The 8186-nt window shown below is 47.3% G+C and carries 9 protein-coding genes; all 9 read left to right on the top strand.

Features of this window, described 5'->3' with window-relative positions:
- Positions 1-527: NAD(P)-dependent alcohol dehydrogenase (locus tag E3J62_06630; GenBank protein ID TET45838.1), on the top strand; the 527-nt coding region annotated here is incomplete at its 5' end.
- A 126-nt stretch (positions 528-653) separates the two neighbouring features.
- Positions 654-1418: a hypothetical protein gene (locus E3J62_06625; protein TET45837.1), complete on the top strand. Its 765-nt coding sequence runs from the start codon at positions 654-656 to the stop codon at positions 1416-1418.
- On the top strand, positions 1322-2203 hold the full coding sequence (locus tag E3J62_06620; GenBank protein ID TET45836.1) for a GNAT family N-acetyltransferase: 882 nt from the start codon (positions 1322-1324) through the stop codon (positions 2201-2203). Before E3J62_06625 ends, E3J62_06620 begins: the two co-directional genes overlap by 97 nt.
- The gene (locus tag E3J62_06615) at positions 2193-2822 is read left to right on the top strand and encodes a hypothetical protein (GenBank protein ID TET45835.1); all 630 of its coding nucleotides are present in this window, start codon (positions 2193-2195) and stop codon (positions 2820-2822) included. Before E3J62_06620 ends, E3J62_06615 begins: the two co-directional genes overlap by 11 nt.
- Positions 2823-2842: 20 nt before the next feature.
- On the top strand, positions 2843-3313 hold the full coding sequence (locus tag E3J62_06610; GenBank protein ID TET45834.1) for a hypothetical protein: 471 nt from the start codon (positions 2843-2845) through the stop codon (positions 3311-3313).
- Between the two features lie 67 nt (positions 3314-3380).
- Complete coding sequence (locus E3J62_06605; GenBank protein TET45833.1) at positions 3381-3674, top strand: DUF4342 domain-containing protein; 294 nt, start codon at positions 3381-3383, stop codon at positions 3672-3674.
- A 147-nt stretch (positions 3675-3821) separates the two neighbouring features.
- Complete coding sequence (locus tag E3J62_06600) at positions 3822-4862, top strand: hypothetical protein (GenBank protein TET45832.1); 1041 nt, start codon at positions 3822-3824, stop codon at positions 4860-4862.
- Positions 4863-4914: 52 nt separating this feature from the next.
- Positions 4915-5916: a TAXI family TRAP transporter solute-binding subunit gene (locus E3J62_06595; GenBank protein TET45831.1), complete on the top strand. Its 1002-nt coding sequence runs from the start codon at positions 4915-4917 to the stop codon at positions 5914-5916.
- A 146-nt stretch (positions 5917-6062) separates the two neighbouring features.
- Positions 6063-8072, top strand: coding sequence for a TRAP transporter permease (locus E3J62_06590; protein TET45845.1), 2010 nt, complete (start codon positions 6063-6065; stop codon positions 8070-8072).
- Positions 8073-8186 lie beyond the last annotated feature (114 nt).

Below are 8186 nucleotides of genomic sequence, written 5' to 3'. Positions count from 1 at the left end.
TTTTGATCAATGGTGCGGGTGGTGGTGCGGGTACGTTTGCGGTGCAGATTGCCAAATCATTCGGGGCTGAAGTGACTGGCGTGGACAGCACGAGGAAATTGGACATGATGCGCTCGATTGGTGCAGACCATGTCATTGATTACACTCAAGAAGATTTCACCAAAAATGGGCAGCGTTATGACCTGATTCTTGATGTTGCGGCATATCATTCGATTTTCGATTACAAGCGTGCATTAAGTCCCAAGGGAATTTATGTCATAGTCGGAGGTTCCACGGCTCGAATTTTCCAAGTTATGTTCCTGGGGCCATTGATTTCAATGACCGGGAGTAAGAAAATGGGTCTCCTGATGCACAAACCAAACAAGGATTTGGCTTTTATGAAAGAACTTCTTGAAGCCGGCAAAGTAGTACCTGTTATAGATAGACGATACACGTTAAGTGAGGTTCCTGAAGCTCTCCGGTATTTTGGAGAAGGACACGCCAAAGGAAAAGTAGTAATAACTTTGGAACATAATAACAAAACCTAACAAAGCGCTGCACCCGACCGCTATTCCGCTGCGCTTCATGGCGGCAGGTGAGCTTGGTCGTTGAAACAGGTAAGTCCTTGGGGACGGTGCCCTCTACATTTAAGATTGAAGATTTATGATTTAATATTGAGGAAGGAATCAGTTTGCAGACACAGAAAGAAAGGTGTCATTGCGAGACTCGCGGAGCGAGTCGAAGCAATCTGGCACAAGCAGATCCTTCGGCTAGCGCCTCAGGACGAAATATCCCTCACGCCCTCTCCGATGGCGTGGCCCTATTTCGTTTTCTATTTTCGTCTCAAAAGGCATCAGTTAGGAAGGGAAGTGAAAGCAACTCAGATGCTTTATGTAACCAACAGGAATGATTGGCGCGCTTGGCTGGAAAAGAACCACGCCACCAAGAAAGAGGTCTGGCTAGTCTACTACAAAAAGCACACAGGTAAGCCTGGAATCACTTATGATGATGCAGTTGAAGAGGCGTTGTGCCTTGGGTGGATAGACAGCATAGTAAAAAGGCTTGATGATGAGAAGTTTGCACGGAAATTCACTCCTCGGAGGAATGGAAGTAATTGGTCTGAACTGAACAGGAAAAGGGCAAGAAGAATGATAGGGCAAGGAAAGATGACAGAGACTGGATTGGCCAGATTCAGAGAATTTGACAAGGAAAAGTTGAAGACAAAGCCGTCAAAGAAGAGGCTCGTTGTTCCTCCTGACGTAAGGAAGGCACTAGCGAGCAACAAAAAAGCTTGGAAGAACTTCAGTGACTTTGCGCCCAGCTACAAGAGACAATACATCGGATGGATAACAGACGCAAAGAGGAAAGAAACACGGGAAAAGAGGATCAGGCAGACTATCAAGTGGGCAGCACAGAACAAGAAGCCGGGGTTGATGTGATGGCTGAGATAGAGATAATCAATGGTAACGCAGACAATATCTGTGAGTACAGTATGTGTGGTTACAAGAACATTGAGCACGAGGGGTACAAGCGGAAGGCAGACTGGTTAAGGAAGCGTTTCTCTGAAGGGATGGGATTCAAGATTTTGCGTTCATACGATGGGGAGGGTGTTGGCTTTATTGAATATACTCCGGGCGAGTATGCTTGGAGGGCAGTTGAAGCGACTGGATACATGTTAATTCACTGCATAATGATATACCCCAAGAAATATAAAGGAAAGAGTTGCGGGTCGCTTTTGCTGAAAGAATGCATAAAAGACGCCAGAAAAGAAAAAATGCATGGTGTAGCCGTGGTCACCAGCAAGGGGACATGGATGGCAGGCAAGGAGCTGTTCTTGAGAAATGGGTTTGAGCTCGTGGATGAAGCACCGGCAACCTTTGAATTACTTGTGAAGAGATTCAAAAAGAAAGCGCCTCTGCCAAAGTTCAAGGGTGATTGGGACAAGAAAATCACTTCATATGGCAAAGGCCTCACGATTATTCGGTCAGATCAGTGTCCCTACATTGCCAAGTTCGTCAGAGAAATAGTTGAGACTGCACGGGAGAAGTATGGTTTGGACCCCCAAATGGTCGAGCTGACAAACTGCAAGGAAGCACAAAACGCTCCTTCACCATACGCGACTTCCGGCATGATATACAATGGAAGACTGGTTGCTGATCATCCAATAAGCAACAGGAGATTCATCAACATCATGGAAAAGGAGACAAAGAAGCATGTTGTCTGATTTGAGTAAGAAAGGTGCTAATATTCAAAGACTGGCCAGGAAGGCATCAAAGAATGGAGAGACACTCTCGGAAGTTACGAAAGGGATCTCATCTGACAAGGCGAGGGTCAAGTATGGTTGTGCCAAGGTATTAAGAACTCTGAGTGAAACGAACCCTGAAGTTCTATATAGTAGCTGGGATTTTTTTGCTGATATGCTGGATACTGATAATACCTTCCTGAAATCCGATGCCGCTTTCATCATAGCAAACCTTACGGGGGTTGATTCAAAATGCAAGTTTGAGAAGTTATTCGATAAGTTCTATGGACTGGTCGATGATGAAAGCATGGTTACTGCCGCAAACGTGGTTAAGATCTCTGGAGTTGTCGCCAAAGCAAAACCAAAACTGCAATCAAGAATAACGAATAGATTGCTAAGCATAGACAAGACACATCACGGTCGTGAGTGCAAGAATATAATCAAGGGTCACGCGATACTAGCGCTTGATGAGTATTTTGATGAGTCAAGAGACAAGAAAAAGATACTCAAGTTTGTGAAGAAGCAGTTAAGGAACCCTCGGCCTGGCACGAGGAAGAAAGCTGAGAAGTTCCTGAAGAAGTGGGATGAAGGTCGTTTGTGAAGAAGGGAGGATTCATGTTTGTGAAAAGAAGATGGGCAGTGCTCGTTCTTGCGGTGGCTTTAATGGTCCTGGGATGTGCTCCTGGTAATGAGCGCTGGGATCAGATAATCAATCCCGACAACCTGGCTGGGTTCTGGGCAGGAGTCTGGCACGGGCTGATAATCGTCATTGCTTTTGTAGTAAGCTTGTTCACCGATGAGGTCGGTTTATACGAGATAAACAACACGGGATGGTCCTACAATCTCGGTTTTTTGATTGGACTATCCTGTTCGGTGGGTGGCGGAGTCCGTCATGTTAGGAGTAGGCGAAGAAGGAAGAAGCGCGACTGGGACAGAATTGGTGAGGAGATTGAGGAGAAGGTGTGTCGTGGGCTTAGGAAATGGCTGGACGAGGCCAAAAAAGACGAAAAGGAAAAAGAATGGGAGGAAATAGCCAGCAAGATTGAAGAAAAGATCAGGATGGTCCTGAAAGAATGGGTGGATAAGGAATGACGGAAGGCCTTGCCCTATTCTCAGGTTCGGAGGGACCTCGTACGGCTGGAATTGAGAGGAGGCAAAAATGAGTGATGAGAGCAAAAAAGAGGAACACACCTGGATTGAGGTGATAGATGTGTACGCCAAAGATCTTGTGGATCGTGTCAAGGAACTGATCAAGGCCGGAAATGTCCGACGCCTGATCATCAGAAAGCCGGGCGGTAATGTTCTTCTGGAGATACCGCTTACCGCTGGCGTAGCGGTTGGAAGCGTGATGACATTATTCGCTCCGGTGTTAGCTGCCGTAGGTGCAATGGCCGCACTTCTTACAATGGTGAAGATTGAGGTGGTGCGAGTCAAGGGTAAGAATGAAGATTAGTAGAGACAAATCTCTTCAAATTGCAGAGGTGGAGAATGGATGAAAATGAACTATACAAGAGGGCAAGGGCGAGGGTCGAGGAGATAAAAGGGTTCTGTGTTCATCTGTGTCTTCCCTCATTGAATCCTGACAGGTGGGATCCTCGATTTGACATCTGAGAATGAGATTCAGGGAAAGCTGCTAACTCTCTGCCAGAAGGAATTTCCGTCCAGAGAGAACTTGGGGATCGTCAGTCTCTCGAGAATCGGGGACGGATGGGAGAATGATGTATATTCCTTTAGAATGGAATATGAAAAGGGGGGACAGCCGGAGTCACAGGACTTGATTCTAAGGATTTATCCGGGTGATGATGCACATGAGAAGTCTGCCAGAGAGTTTAATGTTATGAAACGGTTGCATGAGGCGACTTTCCCTGTGCCTGAGGTCCTGTTGTTAGGATCGGATGACATACCTTTCGGCAAACCGTTCGTCATCATGGAGAAAATAGAAGGGCGGTTGATGGGCGATGTCTTTTTTGAGTCTCCCAGAACGAAGAGGCGGGAGCTGCTGAGTCTCTTCTGCAAGATGTTTGTTGATCTCCACAAGCTCGACTGGAAACCCTTTATTGATGATCCATCATCTCATATAACAGAAGATTCCGATGCGTTCATGAAGAAGAAATTCTCGAAATGGCAGGACTATTTCCACTCATTCAGGAAAGACGAGTTCGACCCCGTCTTCGATTGGCTGAATGAACGGAGTCTGAGCGTTCGGTGGAGCCGGCCTTCCCTGATACATTGGGACTATCATCCCTGGAACGTCCTATTGAGAAATGATGGTGCTCCATTTATCATTGATTGGACTTCAGCGGAAGTCCTGGACTTCAGGTTCGATCTTGCGTGGACTCTTCTGTTAATCAGGACACACGCACATCGCAGAATGGCCAGGAGTGTTCTCAATGAGTACGTGAGAATTGCAGGGCACCGAATAGAACATTTGGATTTTTTTGAGGTCGCTGCATGTGCACGCAGGTTGTTCAGTATCTCGGTCTCTTTGAGCGACGGTGCTGAGAGGATGGGCATGCGGCCCGGTGCAGAGACGGTCATGAAAGAGAGCGCTGGTCCTTTAAAACAAGTGTACGCACTTCTGCATCATAGAACGGGCATAAAGATTCCAAAGGTCGAGACACTGCTCTCAGACATTTCTTGAGTATCATACGTCGAGCAATGTGGTTTTTGTTGATAGTAAAGGAGGGATCCAAATGAGAAGAATACGTTTTCTTCTGGCTGTCCCTGTGGTTCTCTGCATTCTTCTGGGTGGATGCAAGGAAAAGACGACCAGCTTTGTGACAATAGGCACAGGAGGTGTCACAGGAGTTTACTATCCCACAGGTGGGGCCATAAGCAGGATGATCAACAAGAAGTTTGAAGAATACAACATCAAGGCGACGGTCGAGTCAACAAGCGGCTCTGTGTTTAACATTAATGCAGTATTAACAGGGGACCTGGACTTCGGTGTTGCTCAATCAGACAGACAGTATCAGGCACACAATGGGCTGGTTGAGTGGGCTGGCGCGGGGAAACAGACAGGTCTGCGGTCTGTTTTCTCAATTCACCCCGAATCGATCACCTTGGTCGCATCAGTGAAGAGCAACATAGATGGCATTGAGGACCTGAAGGGGAAAAGGGTGAATCTGGGGAATCCCGGGTCTGGACAGCTCCAGAACTCAAGGGACGTGGTGAGGGCAGCAGGTCTTTCTGAAGAAGACCTGTCCGCGGAGCACGTCAAAGCCGTGGAGGCGCCCGGGTTGTTACAGGATGAAAGACTGGACGCATTCTTCTACACTGTAGGGCACCCTAACGGCAATATCAAAGAAGCAACATCCGGGAGAATCAAGGTCTATATTGTGTCCATCAAAGGTGAGGGCATAGATAGGTTGCTGGAGACACATTCCTATTACGCGAGGTCGACAATACCGCGTTCGTTCTATCCCCTTGCAATGAATACCGATGACATTGAGACGATCGGTGTGAAAGCGACTTTCGTTACATCAAAGAATGTGGATGATGATATTGTATATGCGATGACAAAAGAGGTGTTTGAGAACCTGGAGGATTTCAAGTCCCTTCACCCGGCCTATCTGGTGTTGACGAAGGAAAACATGCTCCAGGGTCTTTCTGCTCCAATTCACAAGGGCGCTTTGAGGTACTATAAAGAGGTCGGCCTTGATAAGCACATAAACCCAGAGCTCATTACGGAGTAGTAGGTCAGCTCAAACATTGATTGAAACAAGCGTATCCTATGCTACAATGACCGGTGCAGGGCCAATGCACCGGTTATTCAATTCTTGTTGCTTGTTGACTCAGGGAGAAGGGCCAAGGACACGTGCGCTGGAGAAAAAGCAGAGACCTGGTCAAGGAACTTCTCGATGAAGAAAAAGAGCCCGAAGAGAGCAAGACAAGTGTTGACGGAGTTCTTGTCGGCGTCATTTCAATAGCCTGGGCCCTTTTCCAGCTTTCACTGCCCCGTTTCATAATACTCGACAGCATAATGGTAAGAGCGATCCATCTTGCCTTTGCCGTAGTACTCATATTTCTAACAATCTCAATTACCAGACATAAACGCAAGGCAACCGATCGTGTTCCGCTGGTTGACTACATTGTGGCCGGCGTCGCGTGTCTTTCTGCACTCTACATAGTTTTCGACTGGGTAGGCATATCGATGCGAGCAGGTGTCCCCATCTGGCGGGATATTGCCATATGCGCAATATTGATAATCCTCGTATTGGAGGCATCGAGACGTGTCATTGGCCCTGCACTCGGGATTATTGCCATTGTATTCACGATTTATGCCTTCCTTGGACCTCGGATGCCGTTCATCCTTGCCTTTCGAGGGGTTTCGCTGACCAAGTATATGAGCCAGATTGCGTTGTCCACAGAAGGAATCTATGGGATTCCCCTTGATGTTTCTGCCAACACCGTCTTCCTGTTCGTGCTGTTAGGGTCGATGCTTCACAAGGCCGGGGCAGGCCATTTCTATAATGATCTTGCAATCTCTTTGCTCGGTCGATTCAAAGGCGGTCCCGCAAAGGCAGCCGTTGTGTCGAGTGGCCTAACGGGTCTCGTCTCTGGTTCAAGCATCGCCAATGTTGTCACAACAGGAACTTTCACAATCCCCTTGATGAAGAAAGTTGGCTATCCTGCGAAAATCGCGGCGGCAACCGAAGTGGCTGCAAGTACCAACGGACAGCTGATGCCTCCAATAATGGGTGCGGCGGCGTTCATCATCGCAGAATATCTGAGTGTGCCCTACCTTGATGTTGTAAAGGCCGCCGCCATTCCCGCCTTTGTATCTTACTTCGCGCTGTTTTACATCACCCATCTTGAAGCATCGAGGCTTGGGATGAAAGGGTTGCCCAGGCCAGATATTCCCAGATTTCTGGATGTGCTGAAACGTGGGTTTTATTACCTTATTCCGTTAGTCGTCCTGATTTATGAGTTGATGATCGTGCGCCACACTCCTAAGCTAGCTGCTTTTAATGCTATTGTCATCCTGATGGTGATCGTCTTTGTGAAGGAAATCGTCAAGGTGGTGAAAAAGAAGACGGGCGTCCTGAAGGGTGTTATTGCGAGCATCAAGACGATTGGCGAAGGATTGAATGCAGGGTCGAGAAACATGTTGTCTGTCGCAATAGCAACAGCCACAGCAGGCATTGTTGTTGGCATTGTCAACATGGGCATCGGCAGCATGATTGTTCAGATTGTTGAAATACTCTCCGGCGGGAATATCTTCTTTCTTCTATTAATAACAGCGATCGCAAGCTTGATAATTGGGATGGGTTTGCCAACGACCGCAACCTACATCGTCATGGCTTCAATTACAGTTCCGGTCATCATACAATTGAGCTCCGCAGGGGTTGTGGGTCTTATTCCTGCAATGGCTGCCCACCTGTTCTGTTTCTACTTTGGTATACTCGCCGACGACACACCTCCCGTGGGTTTGGCTGCCTATGCTGCCGCCGCTATTGCAAAATCCGACCCGCTGGCAACAGGAGTGCAGGGATTTATTTATGATCTGAGAACTGCTGTTATTCCCTTTATGTTCGTGTTCAATGCGGAACTCATTCTTCACGGGATCAACAACTTCCCTCAAGCGCTGCTCATTTTTGCAATGGCTGTATTCGGGGCTTTTGCCTTTGCGAACGCAGTTCAGGGTTGGTTCATAGTAAAGAATAGATGGTATGAAATGCCCTTGTTCCTTGCCGCATCGCTCGTCTTTTTCTATCCGGCTGTCATAACGAAGATTTTCAATTTGGATTATAGTCTTAGATACTACATGTACTTTGTCGCCATAGCGATTTATGGTATATCTTATCTAGTCCAGAAGCTGAGAATCAGGTCTGAAAAAGCAAAAAGCTGACATTCGCATTCTGGGCAAAAGTTGAAAAGTTCGTTGTTCTCACTATAGGAAAAAGGAGGTAAAGATGGTCTGGCATATTCTGGTTATTGTCGTCGGCGTGCTGACGGCCATAGG

This window comes from candidate division TA06 bacterium, from assembly GCA_004376575.1.
GTDB lineage: Bacteria > Hydrothermota > DG-26 > E44-bin18 > E44-bin18 > E44-bin18.
This window is presented reverse-complemented; position numbering and strand designations above follow the sequence as displayed.